Annotated in this window: 1 pseudogene; it reads right to left on the bottom strand. The window is 59.1% G+C overall.

What is annotated here, in order from left to right:
• Positions 1–242 (bottom strand): annotated as a pseudogene (locus CWC38_RS12640) (hypothetical protein); the annotation flags it as partial.

The raw sequence follows: 242 nt of genomic DNA, 5'->3' as shown, positions 1-242 counted from the left end.
GAACCACCCGCGCGCCAGCCTGCCAGGCATTTTTCAGATCGTGAATAGTGCCGATTCCTGGCAGCAACAACGTCCTGGGCGGAAACATCAGCTTCGGTACAGTGCGTTGCCACACGAACCACCCGCGCGCCAGCCTGCCAGGCATTTTTCAGATCGTGAATAGTGCCGATTCCTGGCAGCAACAACGTCCTGGGCGGAAACATCAGCTTCGGTACAGTGCGTTGCCACACGAACCACCCGCG

It is taken from the genome of Kocuria tytonicola (assembly GCF_003687455.1).
Taxonomy (GTDB): domain Bacteria; phylum Actinomycetota; class Actinomycetes; order Actinomycetales; family Micrococcaceae; genus Kocuria; species Kocuria tytonicola.
Note: the sequence above shows the minus strand (reverse complement) of the source record. Positions and strands in the feature narration are given on the sequence as shown.